This is a genomic window from Streptomyces spirodelae, from assembly GCF_017676385.1.
Classification (GTDB): domain Bacteria; phylum Actinomycetota; class Actinomycetes; order Streptomycetales; family Streptomycetaceae; genus Streptomyces; species Streptomyces spirodelae.
In genome coordinates, this window is record NZ_JAFFZN010000023.1 from 86,917 (window position 1) to 109,871 (window position 22,955).

At 71.3% G+C, this 22,955-nt stretch carries 22 protein-coding genes and 1 pseudogene; 17 read left to right on the forward strand and 6 right to left on the reverse strand.

What is annotated here, in order from left to right; all coding sequences use genetic code 11:
• Nucleotides 1-150: 150 nt before the first annotated feature.
• From JW592_RS23265 to JW592_RS23280, 4 genes are all read left to right on the forward strand, one after another.
• The gene (locus tag JW592_RS23265) at nt 151-1,548 is read left to right on the forward strand and encodes a hypothetical protein (RefSeq protein WP_307805514.1); all 1,398 of its coding nucleotides are present in this window, start codon (nt 151-153) and stop codon (nt 1,546-1,548) included.
• Between the two features lie 196 nt (nt 1,549-1,744).
• The gene (locus JW592_RS23270) at nt 1,745-3,343 is read left to right on the forward strand and encodes an ABC-F family ATP-binding cassette domain-containing protein (RefSeq protein ID WP_209267144.1); all 1,599 of its coding nucleotides are present in this window, start codon (nt 1,745-1,747) and stop codon (nt 3,341-3,343) included.
• Nucleotides 3,344-3,690: 347 nt separating this feature from the next.
• The gene (locus tag JW592_RS23275; protein WP_019358282.1) at nt 3,691-3,912 is read left to right on the forward strand and encodes a helix-turn-helix domain-containing protein; all 222 of its coding nucleotides are present in this window, start codon (nt 3,691-3,693) and stop codon (nt 3,910-3,912) included.
• A gap of 78 nt (nt 3,913-3,990) precedes the next feature.
• The gene (locus JW592_RS23280; RefSeq protein WP_209267145.1) at nt 3,991-4,770 is read left to right on the forward strand and encodes an enoyl-CoA hydratase/isomerase family protein; all 780 of its coding nucleotides are present in this window, start codon (nt 3,991-3,993) and stop codon (nt 4,768-4,770) included.
• A gap of 83 nt (nt 4,771-4,853) precedes the next feature.
• Here the strand turns inward: JW592_RS23280 and JW592_RS23285 are convergent, their stop codons facing one another.
• Nucleotides 4,854-5,636, reverse strand: coding sequence for a hypothetical protein (locus JW592_RS23285; RefSeq protein WP_209267146.1), 783 nt, complete (start codon nt 5,634-5,636; stop codon nt 4,854-4,856).
• Nucleotides 5,637-5,918: 282 nt separating this feature from the next.
• On the opposite strand from JW592_RS23285, the gene JW592_RS23290 reads away from it, so the two are divergent.
• The 5 genes from JW592_RS23290 to amaP all read left to right on the forward strand — a co-directional run bounded on the left by JW592_RS23290 (nt 5,919) and on the right by amaP (nt 8,601).
• Nucleotides 5,919-6,428 carry an Asp23/Gls24 family envelope stress response protein gene (locus JW592_RS23290; RefSeq protein WP_209267147.1) on the forward strand — a complete coding sequence of 170 codons (510 nt, stop codon included), beginning with the start codon at nt 5,919-5,921 and terminating at the stop codon, nt 6,426-6,428.
• A gap of 130 nt (nt 6,429-6,558) precedes the next feature.
• Nucleotides 6,559-6,747 (forward strand): hypothetical protein, encoded by a 189-nt coding sequence (locus JW592_RS23295; protein WP_209267148.1) that lies wholly within the window; start codon nt 6,559-6,561, stop codon nt 6,745-6,747.
• Between the two features lie 22 nt (nt 6,748-6,769).
• Nucleotides 6,770-7,150, forward strand: a complete 381-nt coding sequence (locus JW592_RS23300) for an Asp23/Gls24 family envelope stress response protein (RefSeq protein ID WP_209267149.1) — start codon at nt 6,770-6,772, stop codon at nt 7,148-7,150.
• Complete coding sequence (locus JW592_RS23305) at nt 7,147-7,902, forward strand: DUF6286 domain-containing protein (RefSeq protein WP_307805515.1); 756 nt, start codon at nt 7,147-7,149, stop codon at nt 7,900-7,902. Before JW592_RS23300 ends, JW592_RS23305 begins: the two co-directional genes overlap by 4 nt.
• A 102-nt stretch (nt 7,903-8,004) precedes the next feature.
• A complete protein-coding gene (gene amaP / locus JW592_RS23310; protein ID WP_209267150.1) occupies nt 8,005-8,601 on the forward strand; it encodes an alkaline shock response membrane anchor protein AmaP in 597 nt (198 codons plus the stop codon).
• Nucleotides 8,602-8,630: 29 nt separating this feature from the next.
• On the opposite strand, the gene JW592_RS23315 is transcribed toward amaP, so the two are convergent.
• The 4 genes from JW592_RS23315 to JW592_RS23330 form a co-directional block, all read right to left on the reverse strand.
• Nucleotides 8,631-9,410, reverse strand: a complete 780-nt coding sequence (locus JW592_RS23315; RefSeq protein WP_209267151.1) for an SDR family oxidoreductase — start codon at nt 9,408-9,410, stop codon at nt 8,631-8,633.
• Between the two features lie 114 nt (nt 9,411-9,524).
• Entirely contained in the window at nt 9,525-10,328 is an 804-nt protein-coding gene (locus JW592_RS23320; RefSeq protein WP_209267152.1) for an SURF1 family cytochrome oxidase biogenesis protein, read from the reverse strand.
• Nucleotides 10,329-10,353: 25 nt separating this feature from the next.
• The gene (locus JW592_RS23325) at nt 10,354-11,406 is read right to left on the reverse strand and encodes a DEDDh family exonuclease (protein ID WP_209267153.1); all 1,053 of its coding nucleotides are present in this window, start codon (nt 11,404-11,406) and stop codon (nt 10,354-10,356) included.
• A 58-nt stretch (nt 11,407-11,464) separates the two neighbouring features.
• Nucleotides 11,465-12,127 carry a TetR/AcrR family transcriptional regulator gene (locus tag JW592_RS23330; RefSeq protein WP_209267154.1) on the reverse strand — a complete coding sequence of 221 codons (663 nt, stop codon included), beginning with the start codon at nt 12,125-12,127 and terminating at the stop codon, nt 11,465-11,467.
• A gap of 141 nt (nt 12,128-12,268) precedes the next feature.
• Between JW592_RS23330 and JW592_RS23335 the strand changes: the two genes are divergently transcribed.
• The 5 genes from JW592_RS23335 to JW592_RS23355 all read left to right on the forward strand — a co-directional run bounded on the left by JW592_RS23335 (nt 12,269) and on the right by JW592_RS23355 (nt 17,611).
• Nucleotides 12,269-13,111 (forward strand): acetoacetate decarboxylase family protein, encoded by an 843-nt coding sequence (locus JW592_RS23335; RefSeq protein ID WP_209267155.1) that lies wholly within the window; start codon nt 12,269-12,271, stop codon nt 13,109-13,111.
• Nucleotides 13,111-13,995: an SDR family NAD(P)-dependent oxidoreductase gene (locus JW592_RS23340; protein ID WP_209267156.1), complete on the forward strand. Its 885-nt coding sequence runs from the start codon at nt 13,111-13,113 to the stop codon at nt 13,993-13,995. The genes JW592_RS23335 and JW592_RS23340 overlap by 1 nt, the downstream gene beginning before the upstream one ends.
• A 33-nt stretch (nt 13,996-14,028) precedes the next feature.
• Nucleotides 14,029-15,333, forward strand: a complete 1,305-nt coding sequence (locus tag JW592_RS23345; protein ID WP_209267157.1) for an amidohydrolase family protein — start codon at nt 14,029-14,031, stop codon at nt 15,331-15,333.
• A complete protein-coding gene (locus tag JW592_RS23350; protein ID WP_209267158.1) occupies nt 15,330-16,598 on the forward strand; it encodes an amidohydrolase family protein in 1,269 nt (422 codons plus the stop codon). Before JW592_RS23345 ends, JW592_RS23350 begins: the two co-directional genes overlap by 4 nt.
• Before the next feature lie 113 nt (nt 16,599-16,711).
• Nucleotides 16,712-17,611 carry a sterol desaturase family protein gene (locus JW592_RS23355; protein WP_209267159.1) on the forward strand — a complete coding sequence of 300 codons (900 nt, stop codon included), beginning with the start codon at nt 16,712-16,714 and terminating at the stop codon, nt 17,609-17,611.
• 40 nt (nt 17,612-17,651) lie between these two features.
• Here JW592_RS23355 and JW592_RS23360 read toward each other — a convergent pair whose 3' ends face one another.
• Entirely contained in the window at nt 17,652-19,190 is a 1,539-nt protein-coding gene (locus JW592_RS23360) for a S8 family peptidase (RefSeq protein WP_209267160.1), read from the reverse strand.
• A 281-nt stretch (nt 19,191-19,471) separates the two neighbouring features.
• On the opposite strand from JW592_RS23360, the pseudogene JW592_RS23365 reads away from it, so the two are divergent.
• The 3 genes and pseudogenes from JW592_RS23365 to moaA all read left to right on the forward strand — a co-directional run.
• Nucleotides 19,472-19,807: pseudogene (locus JW592_RS23365) on the forward strand (DUF485 domain-containing protein); the annotation flags it as partial.
• 98 nt (nt 19,808-19,905) lie between these two features.
• Nucleotides 19,906-21,552 carry a monocarboxylic acid transporter gene (locus JW592_RS23370; protein ID WP_209267162.1) on the forward strand — a complete coding sequence of 549 codons (1,647 nt, stop codon included), beginning with the start codon at nt 19,906-19,908 and terminating at the stop codon, nt 21,550-21,552.
• A gap of 343 nt (nt 21,553-21,895) precedes the next feature.
• Nucleotides 21,896-22,885: a GTP 3',8-cyclase MoaA gene (gene moaA / locus JW592_RS23375; protein WP_209267163.1), complete on the forward strand. Its 990-nt coding sequence runs from the start codon at nt 21,896-21,898 to the stop codon at nt 22,883-22,885.
• The last annotated feature ends 70 nt before the right edge of the window (nt 22,886-22,955 follow it).

A 22,955-nucleotide genomic window follows, 5' to 3' on the forward strand; every position in this document is an offset into this window, starting at 1 on the left:
CCCGCGGCCGCCGCAGCCGCGTCACGCAGGTGAAACCGCGTCACGCTGAGCCCTCCTCAGAACCCCGCGCACATCCGTGCGGAGAGTACCGGCGACCGGAAACGGCACCCCAGGTTTGGGTTTCAACGGCACAGCATGAAGACTGCTCCTGTGACGACGTCCCGTACCCCGGGGGACAACAGGCTCCGCCTCGTTCCCCGACAGCCCGTCGCCGCCGCCCGGCGCACTGTGACGACCAGGCGCTCCGCCAGGACGCCACCGCCCCCGGACGGTGTGCTGCCGCGCGACCAGCTGGCCCGGCACGCGCGTGCCTGCCTCGCCGACGCCGTGCGGGTGGCCCAGTGGGCCGCCGAGACCGGCCGCTCCCCGCAGCCCGGCCCCGAGGCCGAACGCGCGGCCGAAGCGCTGCGGATGAGGGTCCCCCTGGTGCGCACCCACTGGGACCGGGCCAAGCTGGCCGGGCTCATCGAGCTCCACGGGGACACCGCCAGGGCCGGATGGCGGCTGCGCGCCTGGGACCGCGACGACAGCGCCGTGCTGCGCGGCTGGGTCGCCCTCTTCGACGCCTGGTCGCTGGCCCACCCGGCGCCGCTGCCGCACGAGCAGAGTCTGGTGGCGGAGATCGTCGAGGCGGTGCCGCAGTTCCTCTCCGTGATGCACCTCTCCGGCGGCCCCGTCACCTTCTCGCTGCTGCACGACCTGCTCGCCCAGCGCATCGCCGAGCTGCGCGCGGAACGGGACACCAATCAGAACGGGACGGGCCGCGCCATGGTCGGCGTCGCCCTGCCAGGACTGCTGGACTGGGCGCTGGACGGACTGTCCGCCGTAGGGGCGCTGACCCGTTGCCCGGACGAGGAGCCCGCCGACGAGACCGGTGTGCGGCAGGGTTCCGCGGTTCTCACCGCGCTGGGCAACTGGGCGGTGTGGACCAAGCTGGAGCAGATCTGCGTCGCCGCGCAGAGCCCGGCAGGGAACATCGAGCAGTCGGCCGAGGAGATGCTGCGCGGCTGCGCCCGGATGACCCCCGGGCCGGCGCGCGACGAGTACCGGGCCTGGCTCGCCGCGCGCCCCACGGGGCCGGCCGTCACCGAGCTGCTGGAGGCAGCGCGGGGTGAGGACGCGCTCATCCGGGGACTCGCCTTCGAGGCCCTGCGGGTGGTGGGCGCGCCCGCCGAGGAAGCCGTGCAGCAGGCCGCCGAGGAGCCGACGCTGCGGCCCTACGCGCTGCTGTGGCTGGCCGAGCAGGCGGGCACCGACCCGGAGGACCTGGCGGGCGGGGCACCCGGCGTGCTCACCCGGCAGGAGGCGACCTGGCTGTGGGTGGACACCGCCGCAGCCGTCACCGACCACGGCGAGGAGCGGCTCCTGGTCGACCACCTGGGCACCGCCGTACAGGGCTCGGTGCCCAAGCTGCTGGAGGACGTGCGCGCCACCGGCCACCCGCGCACCGTGCAGGTGCTGGTGGCGCTGGCCGCCGCGCACCCGGACCCGGCGCTGGCCAAGGCCGTACGCCGGGCCGCCTTCCAGGTGCACACCGGCGGGGAGTGACCGCCTGCGGCGCGGCCGGCCGGGGGGCAGGCGGCGCACCGGCGCCGTCGAGCGTTCGACCGCGCGCCGGAAAAGCGTTTGCGCCGCGCCGGTAGACTGGCTCTCATGCCTCATCTCCTCGTGCATTAGGCGTGCGTACGCCGCTTCCGCACTTTTCCCGTACGCACGTCCACAGTCCTGCCTTGGAGTTCCTCAAGTGATCACCGCAACCGGTCTTGAGCTGCGCGCCGGAGCCCGCGTCCTCATCGAGTCGGCCACCTTCCGCATCGCCAAGGGCGACCGCATCGGCCTGGTGGGCCGCAACGGCGCGGGCAAGACCACGCTCACCAAGTGCCTCGCGGGCGAGGGCGTGCCCGCCTCCGGCACCATCACCCGCAGCGGTGAGGTCGGCTACCTTCCGCAGGACCCGCGCACCGGCGACCTCGACGTGCTCGCCCGCGACCGCATCCTGTCCGCACGCGAGCTGGACGTGGTGCTGCGCAAGATGCACGAGAACGAGGAGCGCATCGCAGGCGGTAAGGGCGCCACGCGCGAGAAGGCGATGAAGAAGTACGAGCGCCTGGAGACCGAGTTCCTCACCAAGGGCGGCTACGCGGCCGAGGCAGAGGCCGCCACCATCGCGGCCAGCCTCGGGCTGCCCGACCGGGTGCTCGGCCAGCCGCTGCACACCCTCTCCGGCGGCCAGCGGCGCCGTGTCGAGCTGGCCCGCATCCTCTTCTCGGACGCCGACATCCTGCTGCTCGACGAGCCGACCAACCACCTGGACGCCGACTCGATCGTCTGGCTGCGCGACTTCCTCAAGACCTACCGCGGCGGCCTGATCGTCATCTCCCACGATGTCGACCTGGTGGAGACGGTGGTCAACAAGGTGTTCTATCTGGACGCCAACCGCTCGGCCATCGACATCTACAACATGGGCTGGAAGCAGTACCTCACCCAGCGCGAGGACGACGAGAAGCGGCGTCGCCGCGAGCGGGCCAACGCCGAGAAGAAGGCGGCGGCCCTCAACTCGCAGGCCGACAAGATGCGCGCCAAGGCCACCAAGGCGGTGGCCGCCAAGAACATGGCGCGCCGTGCGGAGAAGCTGCTGTCCGGGCTGGAGGGGGAGCGGCAGTCCGACAAGGTCGCCAAGCTCCGCTTCCCCGACCCGGCGCCCTGCGGCAAGACGCCGCTGATGGCCGAGGACCTGTCCAAGTCGTACGGCTCGCTGGAGATCTTCACCGGCGTGGACCTGGCCATCGACCGGGGCTCCCGCGTCGTCATCCTCGGTCTCAACGGCGCGGGCAAGACGACGCTGCTGCGGCTGCTCGCCGGTGTCGAGGAGCCCGACACCGGAAAGGTCGTCCCAGGGCACGGCCTCAAGCTGGGCTACTACGCGCAGGAGCACGAGACGCTGGATGCGGACCGCACGGTGCTGGAGAACATGCGCTCGGCGGCGCCCGACATGGACCTGGTCGCCATCCGCAAGACGCTGGGCTCCTTCCTCTTCTCCGGTGACGATGTCGACAAGCCCGCCGGTGTGCTCTCCGGCGGCGAGAAGACCCGGCTGGCGCTGGCCACCCTCGTCGTCTCCTCGGCCAATGTGCTGCTGCTGGACGAGCCGACCAACAACCTCGACCCGGCCAGCCGCGAGGAGATCCTGGGCGCCCTGCACACCTTCACCGGGGCCGTCGTGCTGGTCACCCACGACGAGGGTGCCGTCGAGGCGCTGCAGCCTGAGCGCATCATCATGCTCCCGGACGGCGTCGAGGACCTGTGGGGCGCGGAGTACGCGGACCTCGTCGCCCTTGCTTGATCCATCCGGGATGGATCATTCGGCCGACGGTTGATCCTTCATCTGAGTGAGAGCGGCTCGTACCTCGGCGCGGCCCCACGGCCGCGCCGAGCCTCCGTGGCAGGAGCCCCCGCCGCGCTCAACACTTCCTTACGGCGCGCCGCTGACCTGCCGGTTTCCCCACTGTCCCGGCTCGGGACAAGTCGTGCACGTGCATCTGCATGCGTCCCCGAATGGTTGCCACGGCGCACCGTTGGCGTGCACAAGTTCCCGAGCCGCTCACGAAGACCTTGCCGAATGGGTGGCCAGATGTGGGGGGAGGGGTGATCATGAGAGTCACAGAGCGCACTTCCCATGAGGAGGCACGGGTGGCCGAGACTCTGAAGAAGGGCAGCCGGGTGACCGGCGCCGCGCGCGAGAAGCTCGCGGCAGACCTCAAGAAAAAGTACGACTCCGGAGCGAGCATCAGGGCGCTGGCCGAAGAGACGGGCCGTTCCTACGGGTTTGTGCACCGGATGCTCAGCGAGTCGGGTGTAACCCTGCGCGGACGCGGCGGAGCGACACGAGGCAAGAAGTCGAGCTCCTCCTGAAGGAGGCTTTCGGGCGTTCCCTCCTGTGGTTACTCTTCGGTTGGCAATACTGCTGGGTAACCACCGGAGGAAACCTCGATGACCCTGCTCAACCAGGACGGCGTACACGTCGCCGCCGACGGTGAGGTGGCCACGGTCACCCTCACCAACCCGGCCAAGCGCAATGCGCAGACCCCCGCCATGTGGCGGGCGCTGGCCGAGGCGGGGCGCGTGCTGCCGGGGACGGTCCGGGTCGTCGTGCTGCGCGGCGAAGGCAAGTCCTTCTCCGCAGGGCTCGACCGCCAGGCGTTCGAGCCCGAGGGCTTCGAAGGCGAGCGGTCCTTCCTGGAACTGGCACGCGACACCGACGAGGAACTGGACGCCGCCATCGCGGAGTACCAGCAGGCGTTCACCTGGTGGCGCCGCCCGGATGTGCTCAGCATCGCCGCGGTCCAGGGGCACGCCATCGGCGCCGGATTCCAGCTCGCACTCGCCTGCGATCTGCGGGTGTGCGCGCAGGACGTGCAGTTCGCCATGCGGGAGACCAGTCTCGGGCTGGTCCCCGACCTGACCGGTACCCATCCGCTGGTGGGCCTGGTCGGCTATGCGCGGGCCCTGGAGATATGCGCCACCGGCCGCTTCGTCCACGCCGAGGAGGCCGAGCGCTTCGGCCTCGCCAATCTGGTCGTCGCCGCCGATGAACTCGACGGCGCCGTGACCGATCTGACCGCGGCACTGTTGGCCGCGCCGCGGGGTGCGGTGATCGAGACCAAGGCCCTGCTCGCCGGGGCGGGGGCTCGTACCTACGAGGAGCAGCGCGCCGCTGAGCGGGCCGCTCAGGCGCGCCGCCTCCGCGACTTGGCGGGCCTCGCCGACTGAGGGGCGCGCTCCTGCGGCGCCCGATGAGGGGGTGCCCTTGCTGCGGGTTGCGGGCCGCGGGTTGCGGGCCGCGGGCGGGCGCGTCAGACCCGGTCGATGGCGGTCACCACGACGGCGACCGTCACCTTGCCGGAGGCACCAAGCGCGGAGCGCGCAGCACCGGCGGCCGCCCGCGCGGTGTCCAGGGCCCGACGGGTGGGCGCGAGCCCCAACTGGAGCAGGACGTGACAGCCGCGGTCCGTCGCCGGGTCACCCTCGACCTGGACGGCGGCCGCCGCCGGGCCTGCGGCGACGTGCGAGAGGGCCGGACCTGGCACGGGGGCGAGCCGGACCACGCCCTCCACGGCGAGCACAGCGCGCGTCACCCGTTCGGCCGTACGGCTGTGGGCAGTCCCGGCTGACCCGGAGACCCCCGTTTCGGGCCCCGACCCGGGGTCGGGGCCGCTACCCGGTTCCGCCCCCGGGGCCTCCGCTTCCAGCAGTTCGGTGACCCGCAGATCCACGGTCTCCAGCGGGAGCCCCAGCTCCTCCTCGGCGGTGCTCAGCAGCGAGCGCCGTACGTCCTCGGCGGCCGCGGGCACCGGCCGTCCGGCAGGCACCGCCAGTTCGGCGGTCAGTGTCAACGGGCCGGGCGGCAAGGCGCTGGGCGGCGGGGGGACGGCGGGTTCCGCGGCGGCCCGCGGGCTGGTGAGCTCCATCCGCACAGCGCTCAGCCGTGTGCCCGGCACCGCCCGTACCGACCTGCCGAGTACGCCGAGAGCCGCCTCTTCCGTCACCCAGGCACCGTCGGCGGCCTCGCCCAGGGGCAGGAGCCGTCCCAGACCGATCTGCCGCCGTACCGCGTGGGTCAGCCGTTCCGCCGTCATGGCGTGCACTTCCCTTCGCCTTCGCTGCCGTAGCAGCAGCCGTAGCCGTAGCCGTGCCGCTAGCCTTCGCCGCCCTCGTCGCGGTCGCCGTTCCCGTCGCCGTCTCTGCAAGGAGAACCTTCCGCGTCGGCGGCACTCCCTCGCGTGCCGCACGGCGTACGGGGGGCGCAGTCACCCGGTCGGCGGCGCGCGCCCGAGCTGCGCGCGCGGAGCGCCCCGGGCCGTGCTTACGGTGAACAGCGGAGCGGCAGACCGCTTCGAACCTTCGAAAGGGGCGCAGAGATGTCCGACACCAGTACGTCCGCCCGCTCCGAGACCCCTACCGCGAGCACGGCCAACCAGCCGGCCGGCGGCGCGACCGAACGCTCGCGCCGACCCGGTGGGCTGCCGTCGGCGGGCTCTCGCGGGCGCACCACCATCGCCGACGGAGTTGTCGAGAAGATCGCGGGCATGGCCGCCCGCGACGTGGTCGGCGTCCATGCGATGGGTGGCGGCATGGCCCGTACGCTCGGCGCCGTCCGCGACCGCGTACCCGGCGGCGGCCGTTCCGTGACCCGCGGCGTCAAGGCCGAGGTCGGCGAGGTGCAGACGGCGCTCGACCTGGAGATCGTCATCGACTACGGCGTGTCGATCTCCGATGTGGCGCGCTCGGTGCGGGAGAACGTGATCTCGGCCGTCGAGCGGATGACGAGCCTGGAGGTGGTCGAGGTCAACATCGCCGTGAGCGACGTCAAGCTGCCGGACGAGGAGGACGAGGAAGAAGAGGACCAGGAACGGCCCCGTCTGCAATGAGCACGAGCATGCGCAGGTGCGGTGAGCGGCTCGGCCGGCGGCAGCGCGGAGCGGCGCGCACCGGTGGCGGACCTGGCGAAGTGATCGCGCGCCGCGTGCCCTGCCGCGGCGCCGAGCGAAGGAGCGCACGATGAGCATGGCCTTTGCCGGCCTGATCGCCGGCCTGGCGCTGGGCTTCGCCGGATACTTCGGCGGTTTCGGAGCCTTCGTGCTGGTGGCGGCGCTGGGCGCCGTCGGCTTCCTGGTGGGCAGGTTCGTGGACGGGGATCTGGACGCGGGTGACTTCTTCCGCGGCCGGGACAGCGAGCGCCGCAGGTGACGTCGGGACGGCAGGTGGACAGGTGACGGACGTGCAGGTCCCCGCGGGCGAGCGGGGGGCGACCCGGATTGCCGACAAAGTGGTGACCAAGGTCGCGGCCCAGGCGGCGCGGGAAGCGCTGCGCGGGGCGCGGGCAGGTGACGGCCGGTCCGCGGCCGGGCCGCCGGTACGCCGAACCGTCCCCCATGCGGCCGTCACCGTCCGCGAGCGGACGGCGCGGGTCCGGCTCGGGCTGGAGCTGGGCTACCCCTCGGACATCGGTGCCCAGTGCGGTGCCGTACGACGCCGCGTCATCTCCCGGGTGGGCGAACTGGTCGGCATGGACGTACCGGACGTGACCCTGGAGATCGAGCGGCTCCACTCGGCGCATCTCAAGGGCGGCAGCTCCGGGAGGGTGACGTGACCCCGGAAGCCGACGCGAACGGCGGCGGCCCGGCGGCCGGACACCCCGCGGCGCACGGCTCGGCGCACCGCCAGGGAGGGGGCACCACGCTGGAGAAGCCGCCGGGAGGCGCCGGGCACCCCGAGCCCCCGGGACCGCCAGGGCCCGAGCCCCCCGGCTCCGAGACGGCGCCGGATCCAGCAGCGGGCGGGCCGGGTGCGGGGGAGGGGAAGGCGGGCCGGTTCTGGTCGGTGCGCAGAGCCCCGGCCGGGATCGTCGCGCTGCTGCTCTTCGCCGGGACGGGCGTCTTCCTGTACGACGTGGCTTCTGTGCGGGCCGGCCGTCCCGGTATGGCTTGGCGGCGCACCCTCACCGACGAGCTGGCCGGCCGGCGCCTCGACGACACCTATCTGCTGGCGGGCGCCGCCGCGCTCGCCGCGCTCGGGCTGTGGCTGCTGGTGCTGGCGCTCACTCCGGGGAAGAGATCGCTGCTGACGATGCGGCCTGACATTCCGCAGGTGCGTGCGGGACTGGAACGGTCGGCTGCCGCGCTGGTGCTGCGCGACCGGGCGATGGAGATCTCCGGTGTGCAGTCGGTACGGGTCGCCGTCACGCGCCGCAGGGTACGCGCCCGGGCGACGGCGCACTTCCGTGACCTGGAAGAGGTACGCCGCGACCTGGACGGCGTGCTGGGTGATGCCATCGGCGATCTGGGACTGGCCAGGCGGCCGGGCCTGTCCGTACACGTACGGCGGCCGGGGAGACGACGGTGACGCCCGCGAGACGACGGTGGCGACCGAGACGATGGTGATGGCCGAGATCACGGTGACGGTCGAGATCACGGTGACGACCTGGACGACGGTGAGGCGAGAGCGATGCTGCGGACCGTGAACCGGGTGCTGACTGCACTCCTCGGGCTGGCGCTGCTCGCGCTCGGCCTCGCCGTGCTCTTCGCCGGGCTCGACCTGCCGCGCCGCTGGGACGTCGGTATGCCGTCCGGCTGGCCGTGGGACCGGCCCGGGGACGTGGTGCTCAGCGATGCCGACCGCACCCGGTGGACCGACGAGGGCTGGTGGTGGCCGGTGGCTCTCGCGGTCCTGGCCGTGCTGTTCCTGCTGTGCCTGTGGTGGCTCCTGGCGCAGCTGCGGCGGCAGCGGCTGGACGAGGTCCTGATCGACAGCCGGGACGGTGAAGGCGCCACCCTGCGCGGGCGCGCCATCGAGGACGTCCTCGAGGCGGAGGCGGAGTCCCAGCCGGGCGTCGACCGGGCCCGGGTGACACTGACCGGACGACGCAGTCGGCCCCGGGCCCGGATCGGCCTGGTGCTGACCGCGCACGCCAGGCCGGGACCCGCCGTGCACCAGCTCCGCCGGGAGACCCTCGCCCATGCGGTGGCCTCGGCCGGACTGGAGTCCCTCCCGGCCGAGGTCAGAATGCGCGCGGCGCGTCACCGCGCGGAGCGCGTGAGCTGACGGGCCGCGGAAACCCGCGGCGCGCGCCGTCAGATCCCGCGCAGCGCTCCGCCGTCCACCGGGAGCATCACTCCGGTCAGATACGAGGCGGCGGGGGAGAGGACGAAGGCGGCCGTGCGGCCGAACTCCTCGGGGGTGCCGTAGCGGCGCAGCGGAATACCCGCCGAGTTGCGCTCGCGGGCGGCGTCCCCGTCGCCGGACAGCGAGTCGAGGTAGTGCAGCCGCTCGGTGGCGATCCGTCCGGGCATCAGCCCCAGCACCCGGATACCGCGCGGTCCCAGCTCGTCTGCCAGCGTCTTGGCGAACCCGGCCAGACCCGGACGCAGCCCGTTGGAGAGGGTCAGCCCGGGGATCGGTTCCCGTACGGAGCCGGAGAGGACGAAGCCGATCGCCCCGCCCTCGTCCAACTCGGCCGCGGCCGCGCGCGCCAGCCGGACGGCGCCGAGGAAGACGCTGTCGAAGGCCGACTGCCACTGCTCGTCGGTGAGCTGGTCCGCGGGCACCCCGGCCTGCGGGCCGCCGACGCTGATCAGCATGCCGTCGAACCGGCCGAACCGCTCCCGGGCCGCCGCGATCACCCGTGCGGGGGTCTGCGGGTCGGCGTTGTCGGCGGCGACACCCAGCGCCCGTCCCTCGGCTCCGGACGCCTCGACGCCGAGCCGCGCGGCGGCCTCCTCGGCCGACTTCTCCGAGCGTCCGGTGACGACCACCCGGGCCCCTTCGGCGAGCAGTTGAGCAGCGGTCGCGAACCCGAGCCCCCGGGTTCCGCCGGTGATGACATAGACGCGCTCTGAAAGTCCAAGGTCCATGCGAGCAGTCTGCCCGACGGCCGAACGGCATGGTCGCCGCCCCCGATCCGCTGGTCCCGCACCCATATCCCGCCGCGACGGCGCGCAGCCATGACGGCGAGGTCCGGCGGCGGGTCAGACGGGCTCAGCCACTACGTCCGGCTGCCCCGCACCAGCGGCGGCGGCCGTGCGCCGTTCCTTGGCCTCGCGGCGGACGAGGACGACCCAGCCGACCGGCACCGCGGCAGTGAACAGCCACCACTGCACGGCGTAGGCCATGTGCGGCCCGATGCCGCTGTGATCGGGCTCGGGCAGCACCGCCGGCTGTTTGCCCGCCGGCTCGGGGGAGGTCCTGACCAGTTGGATGAAGCCGCCCAGCAGCGGGCGGTCCACCTCCTTGGCCTGCTTATGGCTGTTGATCAGCATGACCTGGCGGTCGGGCAGGCCCTTGGTGTCCTTGATGCCGCTGGCCTCGGTCGTCTCGTCGGGCATCATCCGGCCCACCACGCCGACCCGGCCCTTCGGCGGTGCGGGCACCTCGGGGAAGGCGGTCAGGTCGCGGTCGGCGCGGATCCAGCCGCGGTTGACGAGGATCGCCGAGCCGTCGTCGAGGACGAGCGGGGTGACGACGAAGTAGCCAATGGTGTCGCGGTCCGGGCCTGTGCGGTGCCGTACGACGACCTCGTGCGCCGTGTCGTACGTACCGCGCGCGGTGACCGTGCGGAACTTGTCCTCCTCGGCGGGCTCCCGGCCCTTCCCGGTCAGCTCGGTGACCGGCACCGTGGGCGCCGCCAGGCTCGCGGCCACGGCCTCGTTGCGCGCGACCCGGCTCTCGTGGCGGTGCAGCTGCCAGAAGCCCAGCTTGATCATCGTGGGGATCAGCACGAGGCCGAGCAGGGTGAGGATCACCCACTGCCGGGACAACAGGAAGCGGTACACGTCTACCGACGGTACCCCGCCCCGCTCAGCCCTCCGGCGCGGGGGCCACGTCCTGGAGGAGCTGGGTGAAGGCGGCCTCGTCGACGACGGGCGTGCCGTAGGTGCGGGCCTTGACCACTTTCGAGGTGGGGGAGTCCGGATCGTTGGTGACCAGCAGACTGGTCAGACGCGAGACGCTGGTGGCGATGTGCAGTCCCGCCGCGATGGCACGGTCCTCCAGCAGCTCCCGGTCGACCGAGGTGTCCCCGGAGATGGCGACGCGCATCCCCTGCACCAGCCGCCCCTCCGGTTCGTACCGGCCGGGATTGGGATACGGGCATGCGGGGCGCTTGCGCGAGGGCCGCCAGGTGCCGTAGCCGCCGCCGGGGCGGTATCCGCCCCTGGTGCTCGCCCCGCCCGAGGCGCGGCGCGGCACCACGGCGTCCGACCACTCGCTCAGCGGCTGGCACGCCAGCAGCGGCAGCCGCACCTGCTGGCGTGCCGCCAGATGGAGGCTGGGGCGGAACGCCTCGGCCAGCACCCGGGCGTCGTCCAGCGCGTGGTGCGCCCGCTGCTGGACCACGCCGTAGTGCGCGGCGAGGGACTCCAGCTTGTGGTTGGGCAGCGGCAGGGACAGCTCCTTGGACAGCGCGATGGTGCACAGCCGCTGGCGCACCGGGGCCTCGCGCCTGGCCCGCGCGTACTCCCGGGCGATCATCGACCAGTCGAAGATGGCGTTGTGCGCGACCAGGACGCGCCCCGCCAAGCGGGTGGCGAACTCCTCGGCGATCTCCGCGAAGAGCGGCGCGTCGGCCAGCGCCTCGGCGGTCAGCCCGTGGATCCAGGTGGGGCCCGGGTCGCGCTGCGGATTGACGGGCGTGTACCAGTGGTCCTCCACCTCGCCACGGGCGTCCAGGCGGTAGACGGCCGCGGACACTATCCGGTCGTCCCGGGCCAGGCCCGTGGTCTCCACGTCCACCACCGCGTAGCCGTCCGGATATCCGGACGGCCAGTCGAGGGGCGGCCGGGCGTCGGCGGCGGGCTGCGCGGGGATGCGCGTGGACGTCCCGTCCGTGCGTGCCGTCTGGTCTTCGAGCATGGTCACAGAGAATACGGGTCGGTACTGACAGCGCTTCACAGCCGCCGCCTCAGATGCCTCAAATCTCCAGCTCCGGGGGCGAATCGGGCACGGTGAAGAGGCCGTCGACCAGCGCCCGTATCGTCGATTCGAACACCTTCCCGGCGTCCGGTGGTCTCGAGAGCGCGCGTATCAGCGCCGGGTCGTCCGGCTCTCCCTCGCCTGCCCTGGCGCCCGCCCACAGCTCCGGCTCGCCGGGGTGCTGTGCGGGTGCGCGCTCCCGGTTGCGTTCGACCAGGACCTGACCGACGACCGCGAACTGTACGGCGCGCACCGCCTCCGCGGCCCGCGCCCCGCGCAACCCGGCGGCGTGCGCCTCCCGCACGAGCGCCCGCTGGGCCGCGAGGAACATCCGTTCCGTCAGGCCCCGTTCGTGCACCATCGCGATCAGGTGCGGGCGGGCGCGCAGTTCGCGCCGCAGCGCCCGCGCGATGGAGACCGTCCTGGCCCGCGGCGTGCGGCCATGTGCGCGGATCTCGCCCAACTCCCGTACGGTGCGCTCGACAAGGGCCTCCAGCAGTGACTCGCGGTTACCCACGTGCCAGTAGATGGAGGTCACCGCGGTGCCGAGCTCGGCGGCGAGCCTGCGCATGGTGAGCGCCTGCGGGCCGTGCTGCCGTACCAGCACAGCGGCGGCGTCCAGCACCGTCTCGCGGCTGAGCGGGTCTGTCGGTCTCCGCATGATCCCCCAATTCCGGACGTCCGTGTGTCTTTACCCTTCACGGAGTCTGCTGTAACGGTGTTACAGCTCTACAGCTCTACAGCGTTGCAGCCACAGCGCCTCCCGTGCGCTGTCCCGTGCTGTCCCATGGAGGTGTCGCAGATGGCACATGTCCGGTACGGCCCCCGCGGCGAGACGGAGATCAGGCGGACGAGTCAGGCCCGCTCCACGCTCCCGGACATCTGGTCCACCGGCGTGCTGGCCGTCTGGGAGACCGACCCCGAGGTGGTGGCCGCCGTCCTCCCGCCGCCTCTCGAACCTGCCGGACGCCCGCTGGTGCGGGCCGGTATCAGCCAGGTGCGGCAGCCCGGCTGTCCGCTGGGCGCGGGCTCGGTCGCGGTTGCCGCACGCCACGGGGAAGCCGACGGCTGGTACCCGCTGGTGATGCCGATGACCCACGAGCGGGCCCTCGTCGGTGGCCGCGAGGTCTTCGGCGAGCCCAAGAAGCTCGGCGACATCACCCTTCGGACAGGTCCCGACGGCACGGTCCGGGCCGGCCTCGCCCGGCACGGCATCACCTTCGTCGAGATCACCGGCAAGGTGAGCGGGGCGCTCCCGCTGCCGCCGCCTGCCGAGAAGCTCGACTTCTACTTCAAGTTCCTGCCCGCGGTGGACGGCGACGGCTTCGACGGCGATCCCCTGCTGGTGCACTGCAAGCGCCGCGAGAAGGTCCGCGAACTGGAGTCGGTCACCGGCGAGGTCGTCCTGCGCGAGTCACCGCAGGACCCGGTGGCCGATCTGCCCGTACGGCGTCTGGTGGAGATCACCCTCGGCGAGAAGACCGGCGACCAGCGCGGCCGTGTCGTCGAACGCGTCAGTGCGCAAGCGCTGCTGCCCTATCTGCACCAGCGCTACGACGACGCCGCACAGGCACACGACGCACCCCCGCAGTCCGCGGACCCACTCCCGCAGTCCGCGGGCGCCACAGCCCCGGGGAGCGCCTGATGCGGCTGCGAGCGGGACAGACAGCCGTGGTCACCGGTGCGGCCGGCGGCATCGGCCTCGCCCTGGCGCGCCGATTCGCCGCCGAGGGGCTGCAGGTCGTACTGGCCGATGTGGAGCAGGACCCATTGGAGAAGGCCGCCGAGGCGCTGCGCGCGGACGGTGCCCGGGTGCTGGCGCACCTCACCGATGTGAGTGAGCCCGAGTCCGTCGAGGCGCTGGCCGAGGCCGCATGGCAGGAGTTCGGCGCTGTTCATGTGCTGTGCAACAACGCGGGCGTCGGCTCGGGGGCCGAGGGCCCCATGTGGGAGCACGAACTCAACGACTGGAGGTGGGCGTTCGCCGTCAACGTCTGGGGCGTCCTCCACGGCATCCGCTCCTTCGTGCCCCGGATGCTGGAATCGGGCGGGCCCGGCCACGTCGTCAACACCTCCTCGGGCGACGGCGGTATCGCCCCGCTGCCCACCGCTTCGGTGTACGCGGTGACCAAGTCGGCCGTCGTCACCATGACCGAGTCCCTCTACGCCCAGCTGCGGGCCGGGTCGGTGCCGGTGGGCGCCTCCGTGCTCTTCCCAGGGCCGCACATGCTGCGCACCGGCCTGTGGGAGTCCTACCGCAACCGCCCCGAGCGCTACGCCAAGACCCGTCCGCGCAAGACCCCCTACCGCACGCTCGACCAGTGGGAGGCGGCCATGCGCGCGTCCGGACGGGAGGTGCGCTTCACGCCCGTCGAGGACGTCGCCGAGCTCGTCGTCGCCGGGATCAGGGACGACCGCTTCTGGATGCTCCCGCCCAGTGAGCACAGCGACGCCCAGATCCGCGCCCGGGCCCGCTCCATGCTGGAGCGCGCCGCCCCGGGCTACCTGGAGAGCTTCGTACTCGATTAGCGACCGGCGACCGGCCGGAGAGAGGCCCCAGCCATGCAGACGACGCACGACGACCCGTATCTGATCATCTCCTCCGACTGCCACGCTGGGCTGCCCACCGAGCGGTACCGGCCCTACCTGGAGAGCGCCTTCCACCGGGACTTCGACGACTTCCTCGCCCAGCGCGACGCGCGGATCGAGGAGTCCACGCGCCTGGGCATCCGCAACGAGACGTTCGCCCGCAAGTGGTTCGAGGAGCACGAGGAGGGGCTGCGCGGCGGCTGGGACGCGGCACAGCGCGTCAAGGAGCTGGACGGCGACGGGGTGGCGGGCGAGGTGGTCTTCCCTGACGCAGACGCCGTCGACAGCGGCACCGCCGCGCCCTTCGGCGTCGGCCTGGGCCTCAGCGGCGACCAGGACCCCGAGCTGGGGATGGCCGGCGCGCGGGCACACAACCGCTGGCTGGCCGAGTTCTGCTCCACCCATCCGGAACGGCACTGCGGCGTGGCGCTGCTGCCGGTGACCGGCGAGGTGGAGCGCGTTGTCGCGGAGATCCACCGCGCGAGAGAATCCGGCCTGGGGGCGCTGATGATCCCCGCCATGTGGGTGGACAAAGCCCCTTACCACGACCGGCGTTACGACCCGGTGTGGGCGGCAGCCGCTGAGACGGGCATGCCGGTCGTCACTCATTCGGGTGCGGCTCCCCGCCACGAGTACGGCGACCATCTGGGTATCTACGTCAGCGAGGTCACCTGGTGGCCCGCGCGCCCGCTGTGGTTCCTGCTGTGGTCCGGCGCCTTCGAGAGGCACCCGGGGCTGCGGTTCGGCGTCGCCGAGTCCGGCTGCTGGTGGCTGCCCAACCTGCTGTGGTTCATGGACCGGCTCCATCTCGGCGCGCACGGCGGCAAGAAGCTCTCACCGTTCGCCGATCTCAAGCGCCCGCCGCACGAGTACCTCGACCGCCAGATCTTCGTCTGCGCCACCAACACCAAACGGCGCGAGCTGGCCCAGCGCTACGAGATCGGCGTCGACAACATCCTGTGGGGCAGCGACTTCCCGCACCCGGAGGGAACCTGGCCGCGCACCAGGGAGTGGCTGCGCGAGACCTTCCACGACATCCCGGTGGCCGAGACCCGGCGGATGCTGGGCCAGGCCGCCGCCGATGTCTTCGGCTTCGACACGGCTGCGCTGGCACCCCTCGCCCGGCGGATCGGCCCCACCCCCGCCGACCTGGGCCAGCCCGCCGGCCAAGGGCCGGTCGAGGAGTCCTGGCGCCGCGCCCGCGAAACCGGCCGGCACTGGCTGACCGGGCACGACTTCCCGTTCGTGGGGAGGGATACAGGGGTGAGGGAGACATGACCCGCACCGCCGATGGCTGCACCACCGACGGCCGCACCACCGACCGCTACACCGTTGTCTCCGCCGACTGCCACGCGGGCGCCGACCTGCTCGACTACAAGCCGTACCTGGAGAAGCGGTACCACGACGACTTCGACGCCTGGGCGGCCACCTATGTCAACCCGTACGAGGACCTGCTCGCCGACACCGCCGACCGCAACTGGAACTCCGGGCGACGACTGGCCGAACTGGAGGTGGACGGGATCGTCGCGGAGGTCGTCTTCCCCAACACCATCCCGCCGTTCTTCCCCTCCGCTTCCCTGCTGGCGCCCGTACCCACCCGTCAGGAGCTGGAGAGGCGCTGGGCGGGGCTGCGCGCGCACAACCGCTGGCTCGCCGACTTCTGCGGCCAGGCACCGGGTCGGCGGGCCGGTGTCGCGCAGATCCTCCTCAACGATGTCGGGCAGGCAGCCCGGGAGGTGCGGTGGGCCAGGGAGGCCGGGCTGACGGGCGGGGTGCTGCTGCCGGGCGTTCCGCCGGGCTCGGGCATCCCCGAGCTGTACTCGACGGTGTACGACCCGCTGTGGGCCGTCTGCGCCGAACTCGATGTCCCCGTCAACCACCACGGCGGCTCGGCGTCGCCGCCGCTGGGGGACGAACCGGCCGCGCGTGCCGTCTTCATGGTGGAGACGACCTGGTTCTCGCACCGGGCCCTGTGGCATCTGGTCTTCGGCGGGGTCTTCCGCCGCCATCCGTCGCTGCGGCTGGTGCTGACCGAGCAGGGCTCCGGCTGGATTCCCGGCGTACTGGAGATGCTGGACTACTACCACGAGCGGCTGGTCTCAGCCGCCGGCCGGTCGGCCGCGACCGCCGAGTCCAAGTTCGGCGCGGGGCTGGCCGAGTCGATGGGGCCGCGGCCCAGCGAGGTGTGGCGTGCCAACGTCTACGTAGGGGCGAGTTTCATGCGGCCGCACGAGGTGCCGCTGCGCGAGCGCATCGGCCTGGAGAAGATCATGTGGGGCAGCGACTACCCCCACGACGAGGGCACCCACCCCTACTCGCGGGAGGGGCTGCGAGCGGCCTACGCGGGACTGCCGGCCGAGGAGGTCGCCGCCATGGTGGGCGGCAACGCCGCCCGGGTGTACGGGTTCGATCCGAAGTTCCTGGCCCGGATCGCCGCGCGGGTGGGTCCCACGGTCGCGGAGATCGCCGAGCCGCTCACCGAGGCCCCGGCCGACGCCACCAGTCCTGCCTTCGCACCGGGAGGGGGAGTGCGGGTGTGGTGACGCGCCGGGACCGGGTGCGGGGCGGCAAGCGGGGCACGGGGCGAGGTCGGGGAGCGTATACCAACCGGTAACAACCCCTGGCGCACGCCCTCCGGCGGCCTTACCTTGCTGACATGCCGTCTAGCCTGCCTGATGTCGTCCTCTGGTCCATCCCAGCCTTCGTCCTGCTCACCGTCCTCGAAATGGTGAGCTACCGCCTGCATCCGGACGAAGACTCCGCCGGATACGAGGCGAAGGACGCCGCGACCAGCCTCACCATGGGGCTCGGCAGCCTGGTGTTCGACGCGCTGTGGAAGATACCGATCGTCGCCGTGTACGCGGCGATCTACGAACTCACCCCGCTCCGCGTCCCGGTCCTGTGGTGGACCCTGCCCCTGATGCTGCTCGCCCAGGACTTCTTCTACTACTGGTCCCACCGCGGCCACCATGTGATCCGCATCCTGTGGGCCTGCCATGTCGTGCACCACTCCAGCAAGAAGTTCAACCTCACCACGGCGCTCCGCCAGCCGTGGACGACCTGGACCGTGTGGCCGTTCTACGTACCGGTGATCGCCTGCGGGGTCCACCCGGCCGCGCTGGCGTTCTGCTCCTCGGCCAACCTCGTGTACCAGTTCTGGATACACACCGAGCGCATCGGAAAGCTCCCCGCACCGATCGAGTTCGTCTTCAACACGCCCTCGCACCACCGGGTGCACCACGCCTCCCAGGGCAGCTATCTGGACCGCAACTTCGGCGGCATCCTCATCGTGTGGGACCGCCTCTTCGGCTCGTTCGTACCGGAGACGGACGCCTGTGTGTTCGGGCTGACCAAGAACATCGACACGTACAACCCGCTGCGGGTCGCCACCCACGAGTACGCGGCCATCGCCCGCGACCTGCGCGCGGCGCGCAGCTGGCGGGAGCGCGCCGGACGCGTCTTCCGCGGCCCGGGGTGGCAGCCGGTGCCGGCCCGTCCCACGGCAGAGGGGGCCGGACCGCGGGAACGGTCCGGCCCCCTCCAGGAGCTGTCCTAGGGCGTACGGGGCGGCAAACCGGCCCCGCCCAGGGCGGTCGTCACTTGGTGACGGCCGCCAGCGCGTCCACGAGCCCGTGGCCGTAGAAGCTGTTGTTGCCCTTCACTCCGGTGCACGTCGCGGCGAAGGTACCGCGGTTGCCCGGGTCATACTTCTCCGGGCACGGCAGAGTCTGCGCCTGCGCCTTCAGCATCCAGGAGATCTCCTGGGCGCTGGCCTTGGGGTGGTTGCTCTTGATCAGCGCAGCCACGCCCGCGACCTGCGGACCGGCCATCGAGGTGCCCTGGAGGTAGGCGTACTCGCCGTTCGGCATGGTGGACAGCACGCCACCGTCCTTGGCGGGCTCCTCCGGAGTCTGGAACGCGCGGTCACCGCCCGGGGCCGTCACATCGATCTCGTAGCGCCCGTAGTTGGAGTAGTACGACTTCAGGTTCTCCGGGCCGGTCGCCGAGACCGAGGTGGCACCGTTCAGCATCGTGGGCACGTCCGGGCAGGTGGCCGGATCGATGGTGCGCTTCACCGGTGTGGTGTCGTCCGGGCTCGTGTCGTCCACGATCTCGGACGCCGCCAAGTCGTGCGAGGAGTTGCCCGCCGAGCTGACCGTGGTCACACCCTTGCCCTGCGCGTACCTGATGGCGCGCTGCACCGACTCGGCGATGGCCTTCTGGTCGGCGTGGTCGTCGCAGTTGTAGAGCCACGGGTCGACGTAGTAGCTGTTGTTGGTCACCTCGATGCCGTGGTCGGCAGCGAAGACCATCGCGCACACGACGGCCTCGCTGTAGAACAGCGACGTCTCGGGCTCGCTGACCTTGAGGGAGGCGACCTTCACACCGGGCGCGGCGCCCGCGATGCCGACACCGTTGCGGGGCGCGGCGATGATGCCCGCCACGTGCGTGCCGTGGTAGTCCTCGCTCGGGTCGTACGGGCGCCAGGCGCCCGGCGAGGTGTCGGCCTTGCCGCCGACGCAGTTCGCGGACTGCTTGGCGGAGAAGTTGGCCTTCAGGTCCGGGTGGGTGTCGTCCACGCCGGTGTCGATGACGCCGACGGTGACCTTCCGGCTGCCCTCGTCGATCTTGGCTGCCTTGTCGGCCTTGATGGCCCGCTTGTCCCACTGCAGGGACTCCAGCGGCTCCTGGTCCTTGGCCTTCGCCTTCAGGAGCGTCGACTTCGCCTTGGGCTCCTTGACGAAGTGCGGCTTGCCCACCTCGGTGGTGGTCGCGGCCTTGAGCGGGGCTGTGCGGGTGGCGCCCGCCGAGTCCACTCCGTCGACCGCGCGGAGCGTCTCGCCGAACTCCGGGTTGCTGGAGTGCGCGACGATGACGCCTATCTTCTTGTACGTGGCGACGATCTTGCCGTCAGCCTCGCGTATCTCCCTCTTGACACGTTTGACGGTATTGCCGCCGGTCTCGGTGTTGACGATGTAGCTGAGCTTCTCGCCGGCCTTCGCCTTGGGCGCCGCGGCACCGTCGGTGTCCTGTGCGTTCGCGGCTGCCGCGCCCGCGAGGCCGAGGGAGGCGGTCAGTACCAGTCCCAACGGCACCGCGAGAGCACGCCGCCGTCTGGATGGTCTCGAATCCATGGGGTCTCCATGTCGTCTGAACTTGTCCACAGACGACGGAAGTTATCCCTGCGAGCCAGGTAACTGCAATGGATTGATGAAGAAAGTCCGAAGGCTGTGCACAACCGTGATCGGTGTTACCACTTTCAACTTCGGTGTTCCCACTTTCAACTACCGACCCCCTGTTGTGGAACCGAGGGACGATCTACGATGCGCGCACTGTGACGTCCACTGAGACGTGGATCACACTCTTGTCGGCACCGTCCCCCCATCATCTTCCTCACGTTCCGTCTGGAGTCACTGTGGACACCGCCCCAGAGCACGCGAGTCCCGGCCCACCGGGGCCCCGGGACTACACGGACGTGCAGCACAGCGCCGAGTTCGGGGAACTGCGGCGCGGCTACCGTTCCTTCGTCTTCCCGCTCACCGTCGGTTTCATCGCCTGGTACCTGCTCTACGTCCTGCTGTCCAACTACGCGGGCGACTTCATGGGCACCAAGGTCGTCGGCAACATCAATATCGCCTTCGTCTTCGGCCTCGCACAGTTTCTGACGACCTTCCTGATCGCCTGGTGGTACTCGCGGTTCGCCGCCGTGAAGCTCGACCCGAAGGCGGAAGCGCTCAAGACACGGCTGGAGGCGGAGAACCTCCAGCGCGAGGCCGGAGGGGGAATCGGCCACCAGACCGACCGCCTCGGCAAGGAGAAGGGCGAGCTCGCCGGTCAGGAGGACGACGCATGAGTCTCACCCACCAGGTCGCCGCGCCCGCCACCCAGCTGGCGGCCGAGAGCGCGAGCGAACACCGCCCGCTGATCATCACGCTCTTCTCGGTCTTCGTCGTCATCACCCTCGGCGTCACCGTCTGGGCGGGCCGCAGGACCAAGGACGCCACCGACTTCTACGCAGGCGGGCGGCAGTTCACCGGCTTCCAGAACGGGCTGGCCATCTCCGGCGACTACATGTCTGCCGCGTCCTTCCTCGGCATCGCGGGCGCCATCGCGCTGGCCGGATACGACGGGTTCCTCTACTCCATCGGCTTCCTCGTCGCCTGGCTGGTCGCCCTCCTCCTGGTCGCCGAACCGCTGCGCAACTCCGGCCGCTACACCATGGGCGACGTACTGGCCTACCGCATGCGGCAGCGGCCCGTACGCACCGCCGCCGGGGTCTCCACCATCGTCGTCTCGATCTTCTACCTGCTGGCCCAGATGGTCGGCGCCGGTGCGCTCGTCGCGCTGCTGCTGGGCATCACGGGCGAGACGGGCAAGAACCTGATCGTCGTCTTCGTCGGCATCGTGATGATCCTCTACGTGACGATCGGCGGCATGAAGGGGACCACCTGGGTTCAGATGATCAAGGCGTGCCTGCTCATCGGCGGCACGGTCATCATCACCTTCCTGGTGTTCCACAAGTTCAACTACAACCTCTCCTCCCTGCTCGGCGCCGCCGCCGAGAACAGCGGAAAGGGCGCCTCCTTCCTGGAGCCGGGGCTGAAATACGGCGTGTCGACCACCTCGAAGATCGACTTCATCTCGCTCGGTCTCGCGCTCATCCTCGGCACGGCCGGACTGCCGCACATCCTGATCCGCTTCTACACCGTGCCCACCGCGAAGGCCGCCAGGAAGTCCGTCAACTGGGCCATCGGCATCATCGGCGTCTTCTACCTGATGACCATCGCACTCGGCTTCGGCGCCGCGGCGCTGCTCAGCCAGAAGACGATCACCGACTCCAACGCGGCCGGCAATACGGCTGCACCGCTGCTCGCCCAGGAGATCGGCGGCGGAGCCGACTCGACCGGCGGTGCGGTTCTGCTGGCGATGATCTCCGCCGTCGCCTTCGCCACCATCCTGGCGGTGGTGGCCGGACTGACCCTCGCCTCCTCGTCCTCCTTCGCCCACGACCTGTACGCCAACGTCATCCGCAGGGGCAAGGCCACCGAGAAGGAAGAGGTCAAGGCCGCCCGCGTCTCCGCCGTGATCATCGGCGGCGTCGCCATCGGGCTCGGCATCTTCGCCGGCAAGCTCAACGTCGCCGGACTCGTCGCCCTCGCCTTCGCGGTAGCCGCCTCCGCGAACCTGCCCACCCTGCTCTACAGCCTCTTCTGGAAGCGCTTCACCACCACCGGCGCGCTGTGGTCGATCTACGGCGGACTGATCTCCTCGGTGTTCCTGGTGTTCTTCTCGCCGGTCGTCACCGGCAAGGAGACGTCCATGTTCCCCGACGTCGACTTCGCCTGGTTCCCGCTGCAGAATCCGGGGCTCATCTCGATTCCGCTCGGGTTCCTGCTGGGGTGGGTCGGCTCCCTCCTCTCCAAGGACGAGGGCGCGGGTGGTGCCAAGTACGCCGAGCTGGAGGTCCGCTCCATGACGGGCGTCGGCGCCCACTGACGCCTCCGGCGGTTGCGCCGCCCCACCATCGGGATGAGGGCTCAGCCCTCTGACCTTCTTCCATGTTGGGGGCTCCTCCCCCAAACCCCCGGGTCCTCGCCGGACAGGCGCTGGGGGAGGAGCCCCCGACACGACCTGTCGGCGGCTGCCGGGACACAAACGGGGGGTTCGTCCACAACCGGGGGCACCCCGAAGGGAGGGGGCACCAAGGGGGTGGTCAGCAATTGCGGGGTGTCAGAGGGCGAAGCCCTCTCATGTGCGAGGGCGTAACAATCGGCGCTGTCGGATGTCACAGCCGTGACCTACGCTGCGAAGCAGCTCACGTTCCTGGGAGGCCGTCAGCATGCTGCTGGACACCTACGGCCGGGTCGCCACCGACCTGCGCGTCTCGCTGACCGACCGCTGCAACCTGCGCTGCACCTACTGCATGCCGGAGGAGGGCCTGCAGTGGCTCGCCAAGCCCGAACTCCTGACGGACGACGAGATCGTCCGTCTGGTCCGGATCGCGGTCACCGACCTCGGCGTCACCGAGGTCCGCTTCACCGGCGGCGAACCCCTCCTGCGCCCAGGGCTGACCGGCATAGTCGCGCGCTGTGCCGAGCTGGAGCCCCGTCCCAGGATGTCGCTGACCACCAACGGCATCGGCCTGGAGCGCACGGCGGCGGCGCTGCGTGAGGCGGGCCTGGACCGTGTGAACGTCTCGCTGGACACGCTGGACCCGGAGACGTTCCAGCGGATGACGCGCCGCAAGCGCCACGCAGACGTCCTTCGCGGGCTGGCGGCCGCCCGGGAGGCCGGCCTGGCGCCGGTGAAGGTCAACGCGGTGCTGATGCCGGGGATGAACGACCAGGAGGCCCCTGAACTGCTGGAATGGGCACTGGAGGAGGGGTACGAGCTCCGCTTCATCGAGCAGATGCCGCTCGACGCCCAGCACGGCTGGCAGCGTGAGGGCATGATCACCGCAGGTGACATCCTGGAGTCGCTGCGCACCCGCTTCGCCCTCACCCCGGAGGGGCAGGAAGAGCGTGGTTCGGCACCGGCGGAGCGCTGGCTGGTGGATGGTGGTCCGCAGCGGGTCGGGGTGATCGCGTCGGTCACCCGGCCGTTCTGCCGAGCCTGCGACCGCACCCGGCTGACGGCGGACGGACAGGTGCGCACCTGCCTGTTCGCCACGGAGGAGTCCGATCTGCGGGGCGCACTGCGCGGAGGTGCCTCGGATGCCCAGGTGGCGGCGTCGTGGCGGAAGGCGATGTGGGGCAAGAAGGCGGGGGCCGGCATCGACGACCCCTCGTTCGTCCAGCCGCAGCGCCCGATGTCGGCGATCGGTGGCTGAGGTCCCGACATCCGGGCGCCTGCGGGACGGCGCGCCCGCGAGACGACGGCGTCCTTCCGTGGGCGAGGGG